Here is a 22,943-nt window from a genome sequence, read left to right on the forward strand (position 1 = left end):
CCAAGCTCCCTTCGGAGCGACAGAAAGCGCCCCCGCGGGCGCTTTTTTCATGGCCGCGCCGGCCTTGCTGCGTCCTGGCGGTAGATCCACCGGAACATCGGCCCCACGATCAGCAGCACCGCCACCAGCCGGCAGACCTGGAAGGCCGTGACCACCGGCACGCCCAGCTGCAGCACCTTGGCGGTGATCGACATCTCCGCGATGCCGCCCGGCGAGGTGCCCAGGATCATCGTGGCCGGATGCAGCCCGGTCGCCCACGCCAGGAGCCAAGCCACCGCGGCGCAGAGCACCAGCATGCCGAACGTGCCCAGCACCACCGATCCCAGCCAGCGCGGCGCCGTGTGCAGGAATTCGCGGCTGAAGCGCACGCCCAGGCTCACGGCGATGACCAGCTGCGCCGTGTTCGACATCCAGGCGGGCACGGCCGACAGCGACTGGCCGGCGATGGTGAAGCCCATCGCCACCAGCAGCGGCCCGATGAACCACGGGTTCGTGCGCTTCAGCGCGCGCATCGCCAGGGCGCCGATGCCGGTCGCCGCCGCCAGCAGCGCGAGGCCGCCGGGGTTCACCTCGCGCACGCCGGGCGGGTTGATCTCCAGCCCGTGCAGCCCGCTCCACTGCATCGCGAAAGGGATGGTCACCGTCACCACCACCAGCCGCAGGCTGTGCGCCGCGGCCACGAGGTCGGTGCGCGCGCCGGCCGATTCGGCCATCAGCGTCATCTCCGACGCGCCGCCGATGGCGCCCGAGAAGTAAGTCGTGGCTCTCATGGACTTCGCCGGCACATGCGGCATGCGCTTCGCATGCATCGCGTGCAGCCAGCGGCCGAAGCCCACGCCCAGCAGCAGCGCCCAGGCGATCGCCAGCACGATCGCCCACCACACGCTGGCCACCAGCCCGACGACGTGCGGCGTGAAGTAGAGCCCCAGCGCCGTGCCGATGGTCCACTGCCCCAGGTTGCGCAGCGGCGTGAAGCTCGCGGTGGGCGCGCCCGCGATCGAGGCCAGCGACACCGCCAGCAGCGGGCCGATCATCCAGGGCAGCGGGGTGCGCAGCGCGAGGCAGACGCCCGCGGCAGCGAGCGCGAGCAGCAGCGTGACCAGCACGCGAACGGGATATCGGGAAAGCACGGACCGGAAGAAGGGACGACAGGGAAAAGCGGCGAAGGACGGCACCGCATGCGTGTGCCGAGGGCATAGTATGGCGCGATGCCTCTTCCGTACCGGCCCGCCCTGGCTTACCGGCTCCCGCTGCTGCTCCCTCTCCTGGCCGCCGTCGCGCTCGCGGGCTGCTCGGCGTTCTCGTCACTCACGGCAACGGGTGCCGATGCGCCCGACGCCCCCGTCGCGCGCCGCGTGGCCGCCCTGCAGCCGCTCGATGCCCTGCTGATCGGCGAGCAGCACGATGCGCCGGAGCACCATGTCATCGAGCGCGAGACGGTCGAGGCGCTGGCCGCGCGCGGCCACCTCGCCGCGCTGGCGCTGGAGATGGCCGAGGAAGGGCGCAGCACCGCTCAGCTCGGCCCCGCCGCCACCGAGGCGCAGGTGCAGGCCGCGCTCGACTGGAGCGACAAGGCCTGGCCCTGGGCCAGCTACGGCCCCGCCGTGATGGCCGCCGTGCGCGCCGGCGTGCCGGTGGTCGGCGCCAACCTGCCGCGCTCGCGCATGAAGAACGCGATGGCCGACGTCTCGCTCGACGTGCAGCTCAACGGCGAGGCCTTCAGCGCACAGCAGGAGGCGGTGCGCGAGGGCCATTGCCGGATGCTTCCCGAATCCCAGATCGTTCCCATGACGCGCATCCAGGTGGGCCGCGACCGCGCGATGGCGCAGGCCATCGTCAAGGCGCGGAAGCCGGGCCAGACCGTGGTGCTGATCGCCGGCGCCGGCCACGTGGTGCGCACGCTCGGCGTGCCGCAGCACCTGCCCGACGACGTGAGGATCGCCACCGTGCGGCTGCTGGCTGCGCCGGCCTCTGCCGCCGGCCCCCAGACCGGCGACTACGACCGCATCTGGCGCACGCCGCCGCTGCCCGAGAAGGACTACTGCGCCGAGTTCAAGCGCCAGGCCAGACCGCAGCCCAGGACCTGAGCCGAGCTGAAAAGAAAAACGCCGCCGGCCCGAAGGCCCGCGGCGTTTTCTGTCGCCCTGGGAACGGCGCAGCTCAGCGTGAGCTGATCGTCGAGACCGCCGAGTTGCCCGTCGCCGAGGCGGTGATCTGGTTGCCGGTGGTGCGCAGCGTGCTGTTGCCCACCGGGCCGGAGATGCCGACGCCGAAGTTCACGCTGGTCACCGTGGCCGTCACCGCGCCGGTGTTGACCTGGTAGTTGCCGATGGCGGCGCTCGGCGCACCGGTGTTCAGCGCCGTCTGCGTCACGCGGTTGGTCGCGCTGTTGCCGAAGGCCTGGGCGGCCAGCGTGTTGCCGGTGACGCCGGCCGTGCTGTTCGGCACGCCCCCGACGGTGCCGTTGAGCGCCACCTGGTAGCTGGTGCCCGTGCTGGCGGCCGTCACCGTGCCCGCGTTGTTCTGGCTGTTGAGGATCGCAGCGCTGGCGCCGACATTCAGCGCCAGCGGAGCGCCGACCAGGCTCGACGTGCCCGCCGCGGCCGCGCCGCCGTAGCTGCTGCCCGCGCCCGATTCCAGCACGTTGGTCGCCGCGTTGCCGCGCGCCAGCGCCGCCGTGGTGTTGCCGTCGAGCGAGACGCTGCTGCCGTTGAGCGGCATCACGCCCGACAGCGTGGCGTTGGCCACCGTGTTCGACGTCGCCGTCACGCCCGCGGTGCTGCCCTGCACGTTGAGGATGCCGGCGCTCGCGCCCTGCGTGGCGCTGCTCGCAACAGTGGCCGTGTTGGTCGCGCGATTGGCGGTCGCTTCTGCGAAGGTGCTGTTGCCCGAGATCGCGAGCGCGCCGTTGGCCAGCGTGGTCGTGGGCGCGGCGTTGTCGTCGTTGTGGATCGAGGTGGCGGCCGTGCTGCTCACGGTCGATGCGGCTGTCTGGCGGTTCGACAGCACATGGTCGCCGCTGGCCGTGATGTTGCCGGAGCCGCCGATCTCGCCGAGCGTCGCCGAGCCCGTAGCGCCCGCCGGCTGGGTGTTGACCGCGCTCACGCTCAGCGTGTTGGCCGCGTCGTTCATCACGCCCAGCGCGGCGTTGCCGTTGCCCGAGAGCCGCACGGTCGAGCCGGTGGAGCCGGCCGGCGCGAAGACCTCGAGCGTGGACGAGGCGGTCACCCCGGCGGTGCCCGACTGGCTCGACTGCAGCGCACTGCGCGCGCCCACGTTCGAGCCCGCCAGCGTCACGCTGTTGAGCGCGGTGTTGCCCACGGCCTTGGCGCTCTGGCTGTTGTTCGTCACGCCGAGCGTCGAGGCATTGACGCTGGACAGCGGCGCGGAGTCGATGCCAATGCTGCCGGTGGCGGTGGCCGACACCGCACCGGCGCCGACCTGCACGTTGGCCAGCGCATGGTCGGCCGAGGCCGCCACGGACGAAGCCGTCCCGCCGATAGCGGTCGCCGATGCCGGCAGCCCTCCGACGATGGCGCCGCCCTTCACGTCGATGCTGTTGGTCGCGGCGCTGCCGGTGGCTGCCGCGGTGGTGACGTTGCCGTCCAGCGTGGCGCTGCTGCCGGCCAGCGCGGTCGGCCCGGTCAGCGTGAGCTTGGTCGCGTTGTTGGCATTGGCGGTCACGGCCGCGCTGCTGTCCTGCGCGTTCAGCACCGCAGTCTTGGCCGACTGCGATGCGCCGCCGGCCAGCGAGGCTGCGTTGGTCGCGCGGTTGGCCGCCGCTTCAGAATACGTGGTGTTGCCCGAAGCGGTGAAGCTGCTGCTGGCCAGGCCTGCGTTGCCGAGCACCAGGCGGTCCTCGTTGTAGATCGCGGTGTCGGCGGTGCTGGTGACCGAAGCGCCGGCCGATTGGCGGTTCACCAGGACCTGGTCGCCCGCCGCGATGGTGTTGCCCGGCAGCGGTCCCTGGCCGATGAGCGCCGGCGCCGGCAGCGCGCTCGACGTACCACCCGCGACGCCGAGCTTGTTGTCCACGTCGTTGATCACGCCCAGCGCCGTGTTGGCGTTGTTCGACAGCTTCACCGAAGAGCCCGACACCGAGGCCGGCGCGAAGGCCTGCATGAAGGAGCGCGCCTCCACCGCCGCCGCGCTGCCCTGCGAGGACATCAGCGCGGAGCGGGCCGACACGTCGGTGGCCGCGAGCGCGATGGCGTTGCTGCCGGTGTTGGCGACGGCCTTCGCGCTCTGCGTGTTGTTCGAAGCGCTCAGCGTCGAACCCGCGATGACCGCACCCGGCGCCGTGTCCACGCCGAAGGCGGCCGCCACCTTGGAAGAGATGGTCGGGCTGGTCACCAGCTGGATGTTCGAGAGCGCATGGTCGGCCACCGCGCCCGCGATACCCCCGACGCTGGTCGCGCCGGCCAGCGGCAGTCCGTTGGCCAGCGCGATGGTGTTGCCCTTCACGTCGATGCGGTTGGCCGCGGCGTTGCCGGTGGCAGAGCCGCCGGCGGAGTTGCCGTCCACGGTGACCTGCGAGCCCACGATGCTCGCGCCGCCCAGCACGACCTGCACGCCGTCCTTGTTGGTCAGCAGCGCGCCTTCCTGGCCGGTGAGCGAGCTCACTGCCGCGCTGGTCAGCTGCAGGTTCTGCACCGCAGTGGTGGTGGCGACGCCGACAGCATCGACGGCCACGCCGTTGTTCGCGCTGTTGCTGGTCGCACCGGCCAGCGTCGCGTTGCCGGTGGCGGCGATCTTCGAGTCGCTGACCGCGCCGCCGACCGAGATGTTGACCTCGGGCCCGCCGCTGCGCTGCGCCGACACGGAGCCCTGGCCCGACTGCGCGTTCTGCACGCTGAAGGCCGCGTTGGTGGCGAGCGTGTTGCCGGTGAGCGTCGCGCCCGACAGCGACACGCCGGAGGTGTCGATGTTGTTGCCCGTCACCTTCACCGTGTTGCCGGTGGCGCGGCTGCCGTAGGCCAGCGCCTCGGCCGTGTTGCCCGAGCTGGTGACCGAGCTGTCGGCCAGCGTGCCCGTGACCGTGGTGCGCGCCACGACGCCGCCGGCCGCGATGGCCGAGACGCCGGTGCCCGCGCCCGCCACCGCCTGCGTGTTGGTGACGTTGGCCACCGAGGCATTCGCGCCGCTGACGTTGTTGAGGTTCAGCGTCACGCCGCTGGCCGCGTCGTTGCCGTAGGCGGCGGCGACGAAGGCGTTGCCGCTGTTCGCGACGCTCGCGGCGGAGACGTTGCCGGCCACCGCGGCCGCAAAGGTGTTGGGCCCGGCGGCTGTGGAATTGACGTTCGCCTGCACCGACTGGTCGTTCAGCACGCCGTAGGCGGCGCTCACCGTCGGCAGCGCGCCGGCCGCGTTGCTGAAGGGCAGGCCGCTGAGCGCATCGACCGTGACGCTGGATGCCGGCGTGATGCCCAGGCCGGGCGCAGCCGCCACGTTGCCCGCGTTCACCCCGAGGGTGTTGGCGGCCGAATTGCCGTAGGAGATGGCACGCTGCAGGTTGTCGGTGAGCGAGGCCGAGCCGCCCGCGAGGTTGCCGTTCACCGTCAGCCGCGCCTCGGGGTTCGAGAGCCCCGCGCCGACGGCGGAGTTCGCGTCGTTCATCTGCACGCTCGCGATGCCCGCGCCCGTGCCCACCGAGTTGCCCGAGAGCGTGAGCGTGTTGGTGGCGCCGCTGCCCAGCGCCACGGCTTCCTGCCGGTTGCCGTCCAGCGACAGCGTGCTGTTGCCCACCGCCGCACCGCCGCCGTTGGCGGTCAGCCAGATCTGCGAGCCGATGTTCGCGGCCGCGACGCCACCGATGCCGCCTGCATAGTTGCCCTGCAGGTTGGTGAGCGTGGCCGAGCCGCTGGCGGACACGCGTCCGTCGGAGTTGGTGCCGCCCGTGAGCCTGGCGTTGCCGGTGCCCAGCGCCACCGTGCCGGCCTGCAGCGCCAGGCTCTGGGTGATCTGGTTGCCCTGCGCGCTGGCCGCCGAGGTGTTGTCGGAAACACTGACCGAGCTGCCCGTGGTCTGGCCCGTGCCGGGCGACTCGCCCGTCTGCGCCGCGATGACCGAAGGCAGCAGCAGCGCGCTGACCGGTGCATTCAAGTTGGCCTGCTGGTTCGACACCGCGGTGGTGCCGGTGAACGAGGCCGCGTTCTTTCCGGTGGCGATGCTGCTGGAGGCCGTGTTGCCGGCGACGGTGGCCGTGATGCTGTTGTCCGCCAGCGTGACCGCGCTGTTCTTGCTCGACTGCACGCCGGCCAGGATCTGCGCACCCATGGTCTGCGCCACGGTCGTCACGCCGAGGTTGCCCTGGCTGTTGACGATGGCCAGGTCGCTGTTGACGTTGCTGGTCACGCCCGCGCCGTTGTGGATGCTGTTGTTGGCCGCCGTGGCCGCGGTGCCGCTGCCCGCGACGCTCACGTCGTCGACCACGATGCGGTTGCCCGCCACGCCGGCCGTGGCGCCCAGCGCCTCGTTGCCCGTGGCCGCGCTGGAGATCGCGTTGCCCTGCACCGACAGCGACCCCTGCAGCACGTTCGAGCCCCCCGCGGGCGCGCCGCTGACGATGCCCACGACCACCGAGCCGATGTTGGTGGCCGAGCGCGTCGCCAGGATGCCGTTGCCGTTCGCCTGCAGGTTCGCGACCACCGCCGAGCCGGCGAAGGTCGGCGCGCCGCCCGACTGGATCTCGGCCGTGCTGCTGGCGCTGTTGGCCTTGAGCACGGCGGAGATCGAATTGCGCTCCAGCGACGCGGCGGTGGTCAGCGTGTTGCCCGCGTTCGCGGTCAGCATCAGGTCGACCGTGTTGCCCAGCACCGTCGCGCTGGAGCCCGTGCCGGTGGCCGACTGCAGCGAGGTGACGACGATGTTGCCCTTGGCGTCGAAGAGCGGCGCACCCGCCGGGTAGGTCAGCACCGAGGTGCCGGCCTGCGCCGGCGCGGCGACGGCCGCCGCGCCCGAGATCACCGAGCTGCCGCTGTTGAGCGTGGTCGTGGCCGAGATGGTGTTGTCTGCGTTGACCACGCTGCCCGACTGCAGCGTGCTCGACTCGGAGGCCAGCTTGCTGCCGGTCACGCTGCTGCCGATGACGCCGGTGTTGGTCGCCACGCCGAGCGTGGCCGCGTTGTTCACCGGCAGGCCGGGTGCGGCCTGGATGCCGTTGCCAAAGCTGTTGCCGGTGGCGGTCGCGCCGATCAGGTTGCCGCTGGTGCTCACCGCCACCGGGTTCGGATTCGACGGCGTGCCGGTGGAGGTCGTGCCCACCGTGGCGCCGGTGATGGTGGCATTGACGTTGGCCGAGTTGGTGGTGCCCGCATTCACCGAGGGCGTGCCGGTGGCGGTGCCGTTGTAGGCGGCGTCCACCGAAGTCTCCGCGGCCTGCGCGCCGGAGGCCGCGGCGATCAGCGCCATCGCGACTGCGGTGCCGATGCTGCTGCGGCTGAACATGGGCGCGCGTGCGGCCCGGCTCTGGATCTTGCGTGCTTTCATGTCGTGACTCCTCGGATGTTGGATGCGTCTGGCTTGGAAAACGGGTGGATGCGCGATGCGTGGATCGCGCCGGGAGCCGGTCAGTCGCCCTTGACGGCGCCGTCGGCAGAAGAAGAAGCGGAAGAAGCTGAAGGGGACGAAGGCGCTGCCCCGCCGACGACCGGACTGCCGATGCGCAGCTTGGCGATCTCCTGCAGGCCCGGGCCGTCGCGGTGGATCGAGGTGTCGGCCGCGTCGGGCCGCCAGGTGATGCTGATCGCGCCGGGCGCCACGCCGCGATTGGCCAGCGCCGAGGTGACGGCCGCGATGCGCTGGTCGGTGAGTTCGTCGCGCTTGCGGGCGTCCCAGTTCTCGGTGTCGCGCGCCACCAGCACGATGTCGGTGGTGCCCTTCTTGGCCGCACCCGCGATCTGGTCGATGAGCGCGAGCGAGGCGCCGCCCAGCGTGGTCGCGCCGAAGTCGAAGGGCACCTGCGTCGCCGTGCCCGTGAGGCGCGCACCGACCACACCGCCGGCATTGACCGCCACGCTGCCCTGCGCCACCGGCGAGGTGACGGCCGCGCCGCCCGTCGCGGCATCGCCCGGGTTGTCGACCTTGCGCAGCTCGGCCGCGGGCGTGAGCGGAATGGGCTCGCCGCCTCCGGGGCGCATCGTCATGCAGGGCCGGTGATCGACCTGCGTGACGGCGGCCATGAGGCGCACCACGCCCTCTTCCAATGCGGCGCGCACGCCCATCTGCACGGGCTCCTGGCCCTTGGCGCCGATGTCCACGTCGTACAGCTTGCTGCCGAAGAAGCGGAACACGTTCAGGCCCACTTCGTAGCCGTTGAACTGCTTGGTGAGGCTCACCGTGCGCACCACCATCAGCGACTTGGTGTCGACGATGCGCAGGTCGATGCTCACCGACTGGCTGAAGGTGCGCGCCTTCACGCCCACCTGGTTCACGCCGAACTCCGCGCCGCCGGAGTTGATGTTGTAGTTGAGCTCGGTGATGCCGCCCACGATGAAGTAGTCGGACTTGTTGATGGTGCCGCCGAAGTACGGCAGCCACGGCACGTTCTGCCCGCCGTTGGGTCCGCCGAGCTGGTGCGTGCGGCCGTCACCGAGCTGGCGCCGGTCGGCGTACGCGAGCTCGCGCTCTGCGATCACCGGGTCGAAGCGCTCGGCGATGCTCACCGCGCCGCCGAGCTTGCCGAGTGCCGAATACACCATCAGCGCGCCGCCCTGCGTGATGGCGTTGCCTTCGTTGATGCTGTACTTGCCGGTGTAGTCCTTCACGTCGCCCACGCCGATGATCACCGGCGGGCGCCGCGTGGCGGCGATGTGGTCGGCGTAGCAGGCGAGCACCGCCTCCATCGGCGTGACGTTGTCCCGCACCGAGGGCCCGAGCACCACCGGTGCCTCGTTCGGTGCGAAGCGCTGCTGCGGCGCGGAGACGCAGCCCGCGAGCGCCAGCGTGGCGACGGCGGCTGCAAGAACAAATGCGCGGGGGATGCGATGCTGCATGACTCGCTCCCGCTCAGTTGAGCACGCCGAAGGCGCAGGCTAAGCTGCCGCCCACGCTCGCGGTCTGCGCACCGGTGTTGCCCTGCGCCGAGTTCAGCGCCTGGTTGGCCGCGCCCTGCACCTGCGAGCTGGTGCCGCCGACGATGCCCGATGCGACCGCGCCCGAATTGGCCTGCGAGGTGCCCACCGTCGCACCGCCCAGCGTGCCCACCGCGGTGCGGCTGTCGTTGCCCGATGCGTTCGATGTGGCGCCTGCCGTGCTCGGCGAATTCGCGACCGTGCTGTTGTTGCCGTCGTTGCCGGTGGAGCTGGCCGAGACGTTGCAGTTGTACTGGCGGCCGATGTAGTTGTTCGTGTTGTAGACCGGTGCCGAGTAGTAGCCGCTCTTCTGCTTGCGGATCATGTCCTGGATCGCGGCCTGGTTGACCTTGTCGGTGCTGGTCTGGAATTGCCATGCGGCGTTCTCGCCGACGTTGTTGGCGTGCGCAGCCAGAGGCACGCACAGCAGTGCCCAAAGAAATACGCGTTGCATGACGATCCCTTTTCTCGAAAACGCCCCCGCTGGATTCACGGGTGCTGCGTTTCGCGAAGGGATGCTAGGGACCGGCTGCCGTGGCCGGTATCCCTGGAACCGGTAGGCGGCATCCCGCGAACCGGTAGAAATAACGAAGAAGGGAAAGGCCGTGCGATCGCCGCGGAACACGCAGGCAGGCAGCGCGCACGACGGCGCGCTCATTCACGCGGCACGGGCTGGCTAGTCGCCGAACCAGAGCAGCAGCCAGACGCTGACCGAACCAAGAACCACCGTCATCAGCACGACCTCTCCGGTCGTGGGCAACGGCCTGTCCATCCAGCGTTCGATGTTTTTCGACATCCTCGTCCCCCGGTCTTGGAATGGGGGCGCAGCGTGATGCAATCGCGCGCTTTTGTCAAAGCAGCAGAAATACTTCTTGCCATCTTGCGCACTCGATCAGGCAGTCGAAGGATTCAGAAAGACAGCTGCATCGTTTCCGGCCACCCGGCCTTTTCGTCGACGCGCGCATCGGCCGCCGGCAGCGCGCCTTCATGCTCCAGCAGGCGCTGCTTGCGCAGGACCCCGCCCGCGTAGCCCTTGAGCTGGCCGTTCCTGCCGATCACGCGATGGCACGGCACGACGATGCTGACGGGGTTCGATCCGTTGGCCGCGCCGATGTCGATGGCCGCGCGCGGATCGTCGAAGCCCAGATGTCTCGCGAGCTCGCCATAGCTGGTGGTGCGGCCCGCCGGAATGCGGCGCAGCGCGGCCCACACCTTGCGCTGCAGTGCATCGCCGAGCGTGGCGACGGGCAGCGCGTCGATGGCGGCGAAGTCGCCTTCGAAGTAGCGGCGCAGGGCATCGGCCACCGCATGCGGCGCGACGATGCCTTCGGCCAGTTCAATCGGGTCTTCGTGCAGCTGGCGCAGGAGACGGTGCAGGCGGGCGCGATGGTCCGCGAAGTCCAGCGCATGGATCGCGCCGGTGTCGTCGGTGACGAGAAGAAGCTCGCCCAGCGGCGAGGCCAGGCGGCTGAGTTGCAGCTTCAGCATGATCGTGTCCTTCAAAAGCAAAGGCAAAGACAAAGGCGGTGGGGCCGCGAACATCCACATGCTGCGCGTTCCCCGCCGCCTTCACCGGCCGTATCCGGACATCGATCTGCGGCTTCCGCCGCGAGGCCTTTCAGCGTTCGTTCAGGCGTGCGCCTTGATCGAGTCGGCCAGCGTGTTCACCAGCGTGTCGATGTGCGACTTCTCGACGATGTACGGCGGCGCGATCACCAGCACGTCGCCCGCGGGCCGCACCAGCGCGCCCTTGTGGAAGCAGTCGAGGAAGATCTCGTAGGCGCGCTTGCCCGGCGTGCCCGCGATGGGCGCGAGCTCCACCGCCGCGGCGAGGCCGAGGCTGCGGATGCTGATGACGTTGGGCAGGCCCTTGAGCGTGCCGTGGAATGCGTCACCCAGCACCTTGCCCATTTCGCCGGCGCGCGCGAAGAGGTTCTCCTGCTTGAACAGATCGAGCGTGGCGATGGCCGCGGCGCATGCCACGGGGTGGCCCGAGTAGGTGTAGCCGTGGAAGAACTCGACCACGTGCTCGGGTGCGTCGGTCTTCATCATCGCGTCGTAGAGCTTGTCGCGGCAGATCACGCCGCCCAGCGGGATGACGCCGTTGGTCACGCACTTGGCGAAGTTCAGCATGTCGGGCACCACGCCGAAGTAGTCGGACGCGAAGTTGGTGCCCATGCGGCCGAAGCCGGTGATGACCTCGTCGAAGATCAGCAGGATGCCGTGCTTGTCGCAGATCTCGCGCAGGCGCTTGAGGTAGCCCTTGGGCGGGAGGTACCAGCCGGCCGAGCCCGCCACCGGCTCCACGATGATCGCGGCCACGTTGCTCGGGTCGTGCAGCGGCAGGATGCGCGTCTCGAGCTCGACCAGCGGGTCTTCGGCCCACACCGGCTCCTCGTTGTGGATGTAGGCGTGGTTCACCGGGTCGTGGATGAAGCGCATGTGGTCCACCCGCGGCAGGAAGGCCGAGCCGAACACCTTGCGGTTGCCCGGGATGCCGCCCACCGACATGCCGCCGAAGCCCACGCCGTGGTATCCCTTCTCGCGGCCGATGAACACGTTGCGGTGGCCCTCGCCGCGCGCGCGGTGGTAGGCCAGCGCCACCTTCATCGAGGTGTCGGCGGCCTCGGAGCCCGAGTTGCAGAACAGCACCTTGTTGAGGTCGCCGGGGGCGAGCGAGGCGATCATCTCGGCCGCCTTGAAGGCCTTGTCGTTGCTCACCTGGAAGGCGGTGGCGTAGTCGAGCGTGTCGAGCTGCTTCTTGATCGCCTCGTTGATCGGCTTGCGGTTGTGGCCCGCGCCCACGCACCACAGCGACGAGATGCCGTCGATCACCTTGCGGCCGTCGTGGGTGGTGAACTCCATGCCGTCGGCCGCGACGAACACGCGCGGGTCCTTGCGGAAATGACGGTTGGGGGTGAAGGGCAACCACTGGTTGTCCATGTTGAAGTCCTGGTAGGCCATGTCTCGCTCCTGCGGTTGGGGGATCTGGGAGGGGAAAATCGCGATTCTGGCACCCCTGCGACAATCCCACCCCTGGATCCGGATAACCCCAGGCTTGCCGACCCCATGCGGCCGACAGTCCCCTCAACGGGAGCGCGGCCCGGCCAAGCCGGACATGCGGTATCCCTGGAAAGAAGACCGATGCAGGCAGCATGGCCGCCTGCGGAGTGATCGAGCAACCGAACTGATATGACAACGAATACGCCCGCCTACATCCTGAACCTCTACTGCCCCGACCGCACGGGCATCGTGCACGCCGTTTCGGGCTTCCTGCTCGAGCGGGGGGCCAACATCGAGGAGGCGGCCCAGTACAACGACCACGACACTGGCTTGTTCTTCATGCGCGTGCGCTTCGCCTGCGGCGCGCACAGCGAGAGCGTGCTGCGCGAGGAGCTCAAGGCCTTCGCCACGGGCTTCGGCATGACGCTGCAGCTGCACGCGGCCGCCGAGCCGATGAAGACGGTGATCATGGTCAGCAAGGAAGGCCACTGCCTCAACGACCTGCTGTTCCGCTGGAAGAGCGGGCTGCTGGCCATCGACGTGCGCGCCATCATCTCGAACCACCGCGACTTCTACCAGCTGGCCGCCAGCTACAACGTGCCCTTCCACCACATCCCGGTGACGGCTGCGACCAAGGCGCAGGCCGAAGCGAAGCAGCTGGAGATCATCGAGGCCGAGGGTGCCGAGCTCGTGGTGCTCGCGCGCTACATGCAGATCCTGAGCGACAACCTGTGCCGCAACCTCTCGGGCCGCGCGATCAACATCCATCACTCGTTCCTGCCCAGCTTCAAGGGCGCCAAGCCCTACTACCAGGCCCACGACCGCGGCGTGAAGCTGATCGGCGCGACCGCCCACTACGTGACGGCCGACCTCGACGAAGGCCCGATCATCGAGCAGGACGTGGCCCGCGCGGACCACACCGACACGGTGGAGGACCTCACGGCCCGCGGCCGCGACACCGAGAGCCAGGTGCTGGCCCGCGCGGTGAAGTGGCACAGCGAACACCGCGTGCTGCTGAACGGGCACCGGACGGTGGTGTTCCGCTGAACTTCCATCCGGGAAGACCCGCCGTCAGGCGGGTGTAGCATCCTCGCGCCAGAAAAAGAGGAGAAGGCGCGATGGGACGTTGGATCGGTAGGGTGTTGCTGGCCGTGCTTGCGGCCGGCCTGTTCGGGTGCTCGGCCAGCGGGCCCCGGTTCTCGGAGATGGCGGGCAGCATGCCGTCGCTGGGCGAGAACGAAGGGCGGATCTACTTCTATCGCAACTCCATCATGGGTGCGGCAATCCAGCCCGATGTCGCGGTCAACGGCCAGGTGGTGGGCACGTCGCGACCCAACAGCTTCTTCTACATCGACCGGCCGGCCGGTACCTATCGGGCCAGTGCCCGGACCGAAGCCGAAGGCACGATCGACGTCGTGCTGCGGCCGAAGCAGACAGCCTATGTCTTGATGAGCATCAGCATGGGCCTGCTCGTCGGACGACCGGAGTTCCAACGTGTTTCCGAGGCCGAGGGCCGAAAGGAACTTCAGTCCCTGGCCTATGACGATGCCTTTGCTTCCGCACGGACGGCCAAGGCTTCGACCTCCGTGCCGTCCGCAGGCAATGCGGCGGCCTCAACGCCCCCATCCCCCGCGGCAGTGAGCAAGCCCGTGTCCCCCGCAGCAACTGTGGCCGCCGCGCCTCTCGCATCCGCCCCACCGCCACCGCCACCGCCACCGCCACCGCCACCGCCACCGCCAGCGGCAGCCGCGCCAGCGCCATCGCCCGCCGCTCGCCCCCCTGCTCCGGCAGCGCCCGAAGCCACGCCCTTTGCCAAGACCTCCTTGAACGATCTGCGGTTGCTCCTGCAGGCCAACCGCTGAGATGCGCGCGATGAAATACCTGTCCTCCCCCGCGCTTGCAGCGCTCGCCATCGCGCTGCCCATCCTGACGGCACACGCACAGGATTCGCGCAGCGGCGCAGCACTCCCGCCCGATGCACTCTTCGCCCGCGTCTCGCCCAGCGTCTGGGTGGTGCAGGCCAGCGACGCACAAGGCAAGGTGCTCGCCACCGGCAGCGCGGTCGCCACCGGCGCGGGCACCGCGGTCACCAGCTGCCAGTTGCTCGCGAAGGCCGGCTCGGTGACGCTGAAGCGCGACAACGTGAGCTACGGCGCAGCGCTGGCGCTGCCCGATGTGGAGCGCGATCTGTGCCAGCTGCGCATTCCGAACCTGCCCGCTGCCGTCGCCGAAGTGGCACCGGCGAATGCACTGCAGGTTGGCATGCCGCTGTACGTGATCGGCGCCCCGAGAGGCAAGGAACTGACGCTGGGCATCGGCATGCTGGGCGGCATCCGCCGGAACGCAGCGGGCGAACTCGAAGCCCTGCAGTTGACCGCGGCAGCCGAGTCAGGGCTTGGCGGCGCGGGGGTCTTCGACGCACAAGGCCGCCTCGTGGGCTTGCTGCCGGCCTCGGCAGCCGGCACGGCAGTCGCGAACCTCGCCATGCCGGCGTCCTGGATTGCGCAGCTGCCAGAGCGCGGCAAGCAGGCGATCGAGCGGCTGGCGTCGCTGCCGGCCACAGCCTCGGGCAACGCCGGCACTGCGGCCACTGTCGCCAGCCAGGCAGGTGCCGTGGCGGGCCGGCCAAGCGTCATCGAATATCAGCTGCACGACCGCCTCACCAACACCTACCGCAAGGTGGTCTACAGGATCGACCCATCGACCGACGAGCAGATCAGCTTCAACAACGGTGGCTGGGTGGAAAAGCCGAGCGGCGAAGTCGTCAGCGTCACGTCGGCCATCGCAGGCGAATTCGATTCGGTCATGCCCCCGGGCGGCTGGACCAGGGAGAACCTCAAGGAAGAAGCCGCCTGGAGAGCCCGCTACAACTCCACGCTGGGCGGCTCGCGCTCCAACATGGACCTGAACGCGACCGTGATGGAAGACACGGCGCTGACCATCGGCGGCAGGGAATTCAAGGTCGTGCGCATCGAATACAAGGGATATACGCAACGCTTCCCGAACGCGGGCGCCGTGGTCGGCAACCAGTATGGCCGCTATCTTGCGAACGTCTGGTTCTCGCCGGAACTCAAGCGCGTGGTGCGTTTCGAGGCGGAAACACGCGGCGGCGCGGGGCCGGCCGCATTCCAGGTACGCGAAACCCTCGAGCTGGTCAGCATCCGCTAGAAAGCTTGATGCGGCGGGGCTGCCTCGCAAGGCAGCCCCGCGCGCCGGTGGCGTCAGTTGCGATACGGATTGTTCGGCCGGCGGTCGTAGCGGTTCGGCACGCCATCGCCGTCACGGTCCCAGCGGCCTGCGTTGTAGACCCAGCGGCCGCCGTCCTGGCGCCACTCCGGCGGACGGTAGGCGTAGCCCGGGCGGGCACGGACCCAGCCGCCGCGGATCCACACATGGCGGCCGCCGCGCCACTCGTAGTGCCCCGGCGCCCACACGTAGCCGCGGCGCGGCGGCGGAACGCGTTCATAGCGCGGCGGGGGCGGAGGCACCTGGATGGTGACCACCGGTTGTGCCTGCGCAGCCGTCGGAACGGTCAGTGCGCCCACCGAGAGAAGCGATGCAGCGCCGACGGAAAGAGCCAATGCGAGTTTTTTCATGAAGGACTCCTCATGAGTTGTTGGAGGAGCCTTCATGCTGCCGAGCCGTTGTGAACCTCCTGTAAGCCGCGCGCGAAGTCTTGTGTAAAGCTGTGACGCGCGTTTGGGGCCTTTTCGGCTCTTGCTAGCGCTCACTCACTCGTGCGCAAGAACCGTTGAAAGCTCATTCCTGCAGCTCGTGCAGGTCGATGACCGAGGCCATGGCCGCATGGCCGGCCTTGTTGGGATGCAGGTGGTCGCCCGAATCGAACAGCGGGTTCAGCGCCTGCGGATCGGCCGGGTCGCGCAGCGCGGCATCGAAGTCGATCACGCCGTCGATGTCCTGCTTGCCGCGAATCCAGCGGTTGACGGCCTCGCGCATGGCCTCGCTCGATTCGCTCCAGTAGGGCGTGTTCCTGAAGGGCGGCACGGTGCCGATCAGCACCTTCACGCCCTTGGCCCGCGCCTGCTTCACGAGCTGCTGCAGCCCCTCGGTGATGCGCTCGGCCGTCGGCATGTCGCGCGGCTTCAGCTCTGCGCCCGGCACCTTGGCGAACATCGCGCGGCCGATGTCGTTGGTGCCCAGCAGGATGATCGCGTGCGTCACGCCGCTCTGCTTGAGCACGTCGAGCTCGAAGCGCGAGAGCCCGCTGGGCCCGATGCCGTCGGCCAGCAGGCGGTTGCCGCCGATGCCAAGGTTGAGCACCGCGACGTCCTGCCCGCCGGGCTGGGTGTCGCGCAGGCGGGTGGCGAGCATGTCGGGATAGGCGCCGCTGGTGGCTTCCGTGCTGCCGGCCGTGATCGAATCGCCGAACGCCACGACAGTGCGAATGGACCTGGTGGTGAGCACGTCGAGCCCGGTCACGATCTGGTTCAGCACCAGCGCCGACGGGTTCCGCAGCTTGGGCGTCATCACCGCGTTGCCGGGGGTCACCCAGGTCGAGCCCGATTCCAGCATCGATGCCGTGGCGAACGGCGTGGTGCGATCGAAGAAGGCGCTCACGACCACGGTCTGCCCTGCCTGCACCGGAAGATCGACGCCGTCGCTCCATGCATCCGCCCCCGGGGCGATGGTGAGGCTGCCACGGCCGCCGAAACGCAGCGCGCGCAGCGTGGCCGGCGAGAACGCCTCGGCACCGGTGCCACGCGCGACACTCGCTGCCGCGATGCGCAGCGGCGTCTTGCCGAAGCGATTGGAAAAGCGGATGCGGATGCGCTCCCCGTCGAGCGACAGTTCCACCTTCTGGCGCAGCGTTTGTCCGCGCAGGTCGTTGCCCGCGGGCGAAGAGAAGCTGGCGCCTCCAGGGCTCGCGGCCATCTCGCTGAAATCGACGGGCGCCACGGCCCAGCTCGCGACCCAATGCGCCTCCGCAGGCTGGCGCGGACGCCCGTCGGGCGTGACGGCCTGGACGCCGACGGCAAGCAGGGCAAGGAGGAAGGCAGCCACCCAGTGCGCGACGGCCGCGTCGCGGAGGCGGCCTGCCCATCGGGAGACCAGATTCATGCGCGCAAAGCGGCCCAGTGTACGGAGCCACTGTTCCCCCGCGCGTGACGAGGTCTAAAGCCCGGTTACCAGGTGTCTACGTACGCAACCGCCGGCCCTTGCGCCTTCGTGGCCGACGACAGCCCACGCACCAGCCAGGTGCGCGTATCGGCCGGATCGATCACCGCGTCGATCTCCAGCGTCTGCGCCATGTGGATGGCCTCGCCGTTCTCGTACTGCTGCGCCACCAGCTTCTTGAAGAGCGCATCGCGCTCGGCGCCCTCGGATGCGGCGGCCAGCTCCTTGCGGAAACCCAGCCGCACGGCGCCTTCGAGGCCCATCGCCCCGAACTCGCCCGTGGGCCATGCCACGGTGAAGACCGGCGCATCGAAGCCGCCCGCCGTCATCGCCTGCGCACCGAGGCCATAGCCCTTGCGCAGCACCACCGCGAAGAATGGCACGCGCAGGTGCGAGGCCACCATGAACATGCGGCACACGTGGCGCACCTGCGCCTGCGCCTCGATCTCGGGCCCGACCATGAAGCCCGGCGTGTCGCACAACGAAACAATTGGCAGGCCGTGCGCGTTGCACAGCTGCATGAAGCGTGCGGACTTGTCGGCCGCCTCCACGTCGATCGCGCCGCCCAGGTGATGCGGGTTGTTGGCCATCAGCCCGACCGGCCTGCCCTCGATGCGCGCGAGCGCGGTGACGATGCCCGCGCCGAAGCCCGCGCGCAGTTCGAGCAGCGAGCCGGTGTCGGCCACGCCGCGCATCGCGGCGCGCACGTCGTACACGCGCAGCCGGTTCTCGGGCACCACATGACGCAGCGTGCGCGGGTCGGCGCACTGCCAGTCGGAGGTCGCGCCCTGGAAGTACGAGAGGTACTGCTTCGCCGCGGCCACCGCGGCGGCCTCGTCCTCCACGAGGATGTCGATCACGCCGTTGCGCGACTGCACGCCGCTCGGCCCGATCTGCTCCGGCGCGAAGGTGCCGAGCCCGCCGCCCTCGATCATCGCGGGGCCGCTCATGCCGATGTTGCTGCCCCTGGTGGCGATGATCACGTCGGCGCAGCCCAGCAGCGCCGCATTGCCCGCAAAGCAGCGCCCATGCACGATGCCCACCACGGGCACCTTGCCCGACAGCGCCGCGAACTGGCTGAAGGTGTGGTTGTTGAGACCGGCCACGATGGGCATGTCGGTGTCGCCAGGCCGTCCGCCGCCGCCTTCGGCGAACAGCACCACCGGCAGCTTCAGCTGATGCGCCACCGCCAGCAGCCGGTCGGTCTTGTGGTGGTTGCGCATGCCCTGCGTGCCGGCCAGCACGGTGTAGTCGTAGGCCAGCACCGCGCAGCGCGAAGCCTCGGGCCCGAACTGCTTCGCGTTGACGCTGCCCAGCCCGGTGACCATGCCGTCTGCGGGCGTGTTGGCGATGAGGTCTTCCAGCGTGCGGCGGCGCGTCTGCGCGGCGATGGCGAGCGCGCCGTACTCGATGAAGTTGGCCGGGTCGGACGCGGTATCGCACAGGTCCGCGATGTTCTCGCGCGCGGTGCGCCCGCCCTGCGCATGGCGCTTGTCGACGGCCGCCTTGCGATTGACGTCGAGCGTGTAGGCATGGCGGTCGATCACCTTCCGAAGGTCGGGGCGGATCGTGTCCAGGTCTTGCTCCGCGCGGGCTTCCGCCTGCACGGCCTGCGCATCGACGGCCTCGAGCTGCACCAGCGACTGCCCTTCGACGAGATAGTCGCCGGGCGCCGCCAGCAGCGCCACCACGCGGCCGGCCACCGGCGCATGCAGCAGGTGCTCCATCTTCATCGCCTCGAGCACGCCGAGCTGCGCGCCCACCGGCAGCACGTCGCCCACCTCGGCCTCGAACTGCACGAGGCGCGCGGGCATCGGGGCCTTGACGGTCAATTCGTCCGATCCGTCGTCGGCGGCAACGGGCAGCGGCTCCGCGGACGCAGCCGCGGTCTTTCGCACCTGTTTCTCGAAGGCCGAGGCAGCGGCGAGCAGATCGCCCAGGTGCGCCTCCACGAAGCGCGTGTGCACCGCCTGCGCGGCGAACTCGGGCCGCGCAGCGATGGCGCGCAGCAGCGGCAGGTTGGTGGCGATGCCCTCGATGTGGCATTCGTCGAGTGCGCGCAGCGAGCGGCGCAGCGCGTCCTCGAAGCGCGGCGAGGGCGAATGCACGATGAGCTTGGCCAGCAGCGTGTCGTAGTGCGGCGAAGGCGCGAGGCCCGCGTAGCCGTGCGTGTCCACGCGTACGCCGGGTCCCGCCGGCAAGTCGAAGCGCGCGAGCGTGCCGCCCGAGGGCCGCGCATTGCCCTGCACGTCGAGCGTCTCGGCGTTGATGCGCCACTGCATCGCGAAGCCGCGCTGCGGCGCCGTGCGATCTGCCTCCACGCCGAGTTCGCCGAGCGGCTGGCCAGCGGCCACGGCGATCTGCAGCTGCACCAGGTCCAGCCCCGTCACCGCCTCCGTCACGGTGTGCTCGACCTGCAGGCGCGGATTGGCTTCGATGAACACGAAGGGCAGCGTCGCCGATGCCGCGTCGACCAGGAACTCGAAGGTGCCGAGGCCGCGGTAGCCCACCGCCTTGGCCATGCGCAGTGCGGCCTGCGTGACCTGCGCGCGCAAGGCCTCGGGCAGCGAGGGACTGGGCGCGATCTCCACCAGCTTCTGGAAGCGCCGCTGCAGCGTGCATTCGCGCTCGCCGAGGCTGGCCACGGACTTGCCGTCGCCGATCACCTGCACCTCGATGTGCCTCGCGTTCAGCATCAGCCGCTCGACGTACACCCCCTCGATACCGAACGCCGCCTTCGCCTCGGACATGCAGCGCGCATGCGCCTCGGGCAGCTCCTGCGCGTTCAGCACCGCGCGCATGCCGCGCCCGCCGCCGCCGCCGATGGCCTTGACCATCACGCCCGCGCCCTGCGCCTGCTGCCCGGCGAAGAAGGCCTGCGCCTGCGCGAGCGTCACGGCGCCGGCGCTGCCGGGCATCACCGGAACGTCGCATTGCGTGGCGAGTTCGCGCGCGCGTGCCTTGTCGCCGAACAGGCCGAGCTGTTCGGGCGTGGGGCCGATGAAGACCAGGCCCGCATCCGCGCAGGCCTGCGCGAAATCGGCGCGCTCGCTGAGGAAGCCGTAGCCGGGATGCACCGCATCGCAGCCCTGCGCCTTCGCCACCTCGATCAGCGCGGCGGCATCGAGGTATGCGGAGGGGCCGGTGGCATCGAGCGCCACCGCGGTATCGGCTAGCTGCACATGCAGTGCGGCGGCATCGTCGCGCGCATGCACCGCCACGCTGGCGATGCCCAGGTCGCGCAGCGCACGCACCAGGCGCACCGCGATCTCGCCGCGGTTGGCAATCAGAACTTTGGAGAACAGCAAACGGAACCTCTCAGCTTTTGTCTTTGAGCAGGCGGCGCAGCACCTTGCCCGCACCGGTGGTGGGCAGCGCGTCGATGAAGCTCACCGCGCGCGGCGCCTTGTAGCTCGCCATGTTGTCGCGCGCCCAGGCGACGAGCGCATCGGCTTCGAGCGCGGCGCCGGGCTTGCGCACGATGAAGGCCTTCACCACCTCGCCCTTCTCCGCGTCGGGCTGGCCGATCACCGCCGCCTGCGCCACCGCCGGATGCTTGATGAGGATGGTCTCGACCTCCTCGGGGAACACGCTGTAGCCCGAGACCTTGATCATCTCCTTGAAGCGGCCGATGAAGGTGAGGTAGCCGTCGGCGTCGATCCTGCCCATGTCGCCCGTGTGCACCCAGCCGTTGCGCAGCGTGGCGGCGGTGGCCTCGGGCTTGTTCCAGTAGCCCTTGAAGGTGCCGGGGCTGGTGAGCACGATCTCGCCGACCTCGCCCGCAGGCAGGTCGGCCTGCGTGTCCGCATCGACGATGCGGATCTTCACGCCCGGCACCGCGACGCCCTGCGTGCCCCAGCGCGGCGCATGGTGCGGCGTGTAGGTGTCGCAGGTGTGGGTCTCGCTCAGGCCGTAGGCGGCCTCGAAGGAAGTGCAGTTGGGCGCATGCGAGCGCCACTGCAGCGCCAGCGGCTCGGTGAAGGCGATGCCGAAGCTGGTCACCGGGTTCATCTTCAGGCTGCGCAGGTCGAAGCCGGCGATGTCCGGCACCTGCATGCAGGCCACGTTCATCGGCGCGATGCTGTACCACCAGCTCACCTTGTACGCCGCGATGGCCTGCAGCGCGGCACGCGGGTCGAAGCGGTGCAGCAGCACCGAGGCGGCACCGCTGAGCACCGGCACGTTGACGCCCATCAGCATGCCGGCGATGTGATAGAGCGGCGCGATGGACAGCAGCACGTCGGCGGGCCCCACGCCGTTGCAGTCGGCTGCCGCGCGTGTCTTGAAGAGCGCGTTGCCGTAGCTCAGCATCGCCCCCTTGGGCAGGCCGGTGGTGCCCGATGTGTAGGTCATGAGCGCCACGTCGTCCATGTCGATGGCCACCGGCTGCGGTTTCGCGTCGGCGCGCATCACGGCGAGGAAGTCTTCGCAGCCTTCGGGCACGCTGCGTTCCGTCTTGCGTTCGGCGGCCAGCTCCGCCGGCAGGTCGAGCGTGGGTTCGGCCGGCAGCAGGTCGGCGTAGTGCACCACGAACACGTGCTCCAGCGAACTTCCGGGCTGCACCTTGCGCACCACCGGCAGCAGCGGCGCGGCCGCGACGATCACACGCGCCTTCAGGTCGTTGACCTGGTAGGCCAGCTCGTGCTCCTTGTTGAGCGGCCCGCTCGGGCAGACGATGGCGCCGATCTTCTGGATGCCGAAGTGCGCCACCAGGTACTGCGGGCAGTTGTTGAGGAAGAGCACCACCGGCTCGCCCTTTTTCACCCCCAGCGCCTGCAGCCGCGCGGCGAAGGCGTCGCTGGCGCGGTCGAGCGCGCTCCAGCTCGTGGTGTGGCCGTACCAGATGCAGGCGGGGCTGTCGCCGCGCTCTCGCGCGTGGGTGCGCAGGTACTCGTGCAGGGGCTGCTGCGGGCGGTCGGGCAATGTCTCCATGGCGTCACTTTCTCAGGGTTATCGATAGCAGCCCGCGAGGGGCTGGCGCTTGCCAATGGTGCATGGTGCACGAACAATCCTACCCATGGGTATAACTTCCGCGACACGGCAAAAACCCTCTGGCTCTGCAGACCAGAGCAGCGTCACGGCGCAGCCGCACCTTCCGCAGGGCACGGGCCGGCAGCGCGCGGCCACGCAGGGCACCGACCTGCAGCGCGAGCGCATCCTGCAGGCGGCCGCGCAGCTCTTCGCGGCACAGGGCTACGCCAACACCACCATGGCGCAGATCGTGCGCGAGCTGGGCATGACCAAGCCCTTCGTGTACTACTACTTCCGCGACAAGCAGGAGATCTTCGAGACGCTGTCGTGGCGCCCCGCGGTCGACTGCTTCACCGCGCTCGACTTCGCAGCCACCGACCCGCGCCGCGCGAGCGAGAAGGTGCTCGAAGGCCTGGAGCGGCTGATCCGCGCGACCATCTCGCACCACCCGGTGGCCTTCTTCCCGTACCGCGAGCCGCAGGTGTACCGGCCCGAGTACATCGCCGCGCAGAAGAAGCTCGCGCATCACTTCTACGAGCGGCTGTGCCCGCTGCTCGAGGAGGCGCGCGCCGACGGCGACCTCGACTTCACCGAGACCAAGATCACCGCGCTCGCGGCCTGCAGCCTGCCGGGCTTCCTCTACAGCTGGTATCGCCCGGGCGGGCGCCTCTCGCCCGACGAGGTCGTGGCCGAGCTCACCAGGCTGGCAAGCCGCGTGATCGGGCTGCGAACGAAGAACTGAAGACAACACCTCCGGAGACA

The 22,943-nt window shown here is 69.7% G+C and carries 15 protein-coding genes; 5 read left to right on the plus strand and 10 right to left on the minus strand.

Annotated elements, in window-relative coordinates; translation table 11 throughout:
- Positions 1-47: 47 nt before the first annotated feature.
- Entirely contained in the window at positions 48-1,130 is a 1,083-nt protein-coding gene (locus FHY06_RS30410) for an AbrB family protein (protein WP_184607287.1), read from the minus strand.
- Between the two features lie 78 nt (positions 1,131-1,208).
- Here FHY06_RS30410 and FHY06_RS30415 point away from each other — a divergent pair, with 78 nt between their 5' ends.
- Complete coding sequence (locus tag FHY06_RS30415) at positions 1,209-2,087, plus strand: ChaN family lipoprotein (RefSeq protein WP_184607288.1); 879 nt, start codon at positions 1,209-1,211, stop codon at positions 2,085-2,087.
- A gap of 73 nt (positions 2,088-2,160) precedes the next feature.
- Here FHY06_RS30415 and FHY06_RS30420 read toward each other — a convergent pair whose 3' ends face one another.
- The 5 genes from FHY06_RS30420 to FHY06_RS30440 form a co-directional block, all read right to left on the minus strand.
- The gene (locus FHY06_RS30420) at positions 2,161-7,488 is read right to left on the minus strand and encodes a beta strand repeat-containing protein (protein WP_184607289.1); all 5,328 of its coding nucleotides are present in this window, start codon (positions 7,486-7,488) and stop codon (positions 2,161-2,163) included.
- 80 nt (positions 7,489-7,568) lie between these two features.
- Positions 7,569-8,993, minus strand: coding sequence for a CsgG/HfaB family protein (locus tag FHY06_RS30425; RefSeq protein WP_184607290.1), 1,425 nt, complete (start codon positions 8,991-8,993; stop codon positions 7,569-7,571).
- A 13-nt stretch (positions 8,994-9,006) separates the two neighbouring features.
- Entirely contained in the window at positions 9,007-9,525 is a 519-nt protein-coding gene (locus tag FHY06_RS30430) for a hypothetical protein (RefSeq protein WP_221404453.1), read from the minus strand.
- Between the two features lie 455 nt (positions 9,526-9,980).
- Positions 9,981-10,559, minus strand: coding sequence for a methylated-DNA--[protein]-cysteine S-methyltransferase (locus FHY06_RS30435; protein ID WP_184607291.1), 579 nt, complete (start codon positions 10,557-10,559; stop codon positions 9,981-9,983).
- A 141-nt stretch (positions 10,560-10,700) separates the two neighbouring features.
- Complete coding sequence (locus tag FHY06_RS30440; RefSeq protein WP_126185868.1) at positions 10,701-12,035, minus strand: omega-aminotransferase AptA; 1,335 nt, start codon at positions 12,033-12,035, stop codon at positions 10,701-10,703.
- 228 nt (positions 12,036-12,263) lie between these two features.
- Here FHY06_RS30440 and purU point away from each other — a divergent pair, with 228 nt between their 5' ends.
- The 3 genes from purU (at position 12,264) to FHY06_RS30455 (ending at position 15,242) form a co-directional block, all read left to right on the plus strand.
- The gene (gene purU, locus FHY06_RS30445; protein ID WP_019657524.1) at positions 12,264-13,121 is read left to right on the plus strand and encodes a formyltetrahydrofolate deformylase; all 858 of its coding nucleotides are present in this window, start codon (positions 12,264-12,266) and stop codon (positions 13,119-13,121) included.
- Between the two features lie 71 nt (positions 13,122-13,192).
- A complete protein-coding gene (locus tag FHY06_RS30450) occupies positions 13,193-13,936 on the plus strand; it encodes a DUF2846 domain-containing protein (RefSeq protein WP_184607292.1) in 744 nt (247 codons plus the stop codon).
- Positions 13,937-13,946: 10 nt separating this feature from the next.
- The gene (locus FHY06_RS30455; protein ID WP_260310786.1) at positions 13,947-15,242 is read left to right on the plus strand and encodes a S1 family peptidase; all 1,296 of its coding nucleotides are present in this window, start codon (positions 13,947-13,949) and stop codon (positions 15,240-15,242) included.
- Positions 15,243-15,295: 53 nt separating this feature from the next.
- On the opposite strand, the gene FHY06_RS30460 is transcribed toward FHY06_RS30455, so the two are convergent.
- The 4 genes from FHY06_RS30460 to FHY06_RS30475 all read right to left on the minus strand — a co-directional run bounded on the left by FHY06_RS30460 (position 15,296) and on the right by FHY06_RS30475 (position 22,142).
- On the minus strand, positions 15,296-15,670 hold the full coding sequence (locus FHY06_RS30460; RefSeq protein ID WP_019657527.1) for a YXWGXW repeat-containing protein: 375 nt from the start codon (positions 15,668-15,670) through the stop codon (positions 15,296-15,298).
- A gap of 163 nt (positions 15,671-15,833) precedes the next feature.
- On the minus strand, positions 15,834-17,153 hold the full coding sequence (locus FHY06_RS30465) for an SGNH/GDSL hydrolase family protein (protein ID WP_184607294.1): 1,320 nt from the start codon (positions 17,151-17,153) through the stop codon (positions 15,834-15,836).
- A gap of 65 nt (positions 17,154-17,218) precedes the next feature.
- Positions 17,219-20,515 carry a carboxyl transferase domain-containing protein gene (locus tag FHY06_RS30470; RefSeq protein ID WP_184607362.1) on the minus strand — a complete coding sequence of 1,099 codons (3,297 nt, stop codon included), beginning with the start codon at positions 20,513-20,515 and terminating at the stop codon, positions 17,219-17,221.
- A 13-nt stretch (positions 20,516-20,528) separates the two neighbouring features.
- Entirely contained in the window at positions 20,529-22,142 is a 1,614-nt protein-coding gene (locus FHY06_RS30475) for an AMP-binding protein (protein WP_145761617.1), read from the minus strand.
- An 85-nt stretch (positions 22,143-22,227) separates the two neighbouring features.
- Between FHY06_RS30475 and FHY06_RS30480 the strand changes: the two genes are divergently transcribed.
- Positions 22,228-22,923, plus strand: a complete 696-nt coding sequence (locus FHY06_RS30480; RefSeq protein WP_126185873.1) for a TetR/AcrR family transcriptional regulator — start codon at positions 22,228-22,230, stop codon at positions 22,921-22,923.
- Positions 22,924-22,943: the final 20 nt, after the last annotated feature.

Origin of the sequence: Variovorax atrisoli (assembly GCF_014195185.1) — a bacterium.
Taxonomy (GTDB): Bacteria; Pseudomonadota; Gammaproteobacteria; order Burkholderiales; family Burkholderiaceae_C; genus Variovorax; species Variovorax atrisoli.